General features: G+C 65.8%; 1 protein-coding gene. It reads right to left on the bottom strand.

The features are described from left to right. Positions 1 to 351: PrsW family glutamic-type intramembrane protease (locus EXE44_RS18655; protein WP_137718092.1), on the bottom strand; the 351-nt coding region annotated here is incomplete at both ends.

The following is a 351-nucleotide window of genomic DNA, read 5'->3' on the forward strand; positions in this document are numbered from 1 at the left end:
AGCTTCACCGACTCCTCTATCGGGCCGACGACGACGAAGAAGAACACGACGATCCCGAGGAAGCCGAACGGCTGGAAGTACGGCTGGAGCACGCTGTTCAGTATCGCTGCGAACGTCGCGGTGAGGATCGACAGCAGGAACGTCGCCACCAGTAGCGACAGCGGTTCGGCCGTCGTGACGTCCGAGACGTACACGTATGCGGCCAGACCCAGCGCGGGGACGACGGAGAGGCCGAGGAGGATCGCGATGGCCGGATCGAAGAGCAGCCCCAGCCCGAACGATCCGAGGATGGCGAGGAGCCCGACGAAGGCGACGAGGATGACGCCGGCCTTCGCGGAGCGCGTGAGCAGC

It is taken from the genome of Halorubrum sp. SS7, assembly GCF_005435055.1.
GTDB classification, from domain to species: Archaea; Halobacteriota; Halobacteria; order Halobacteriales; family Haloferacaceae; genus Halorubrum; species Halorubrum salinarum.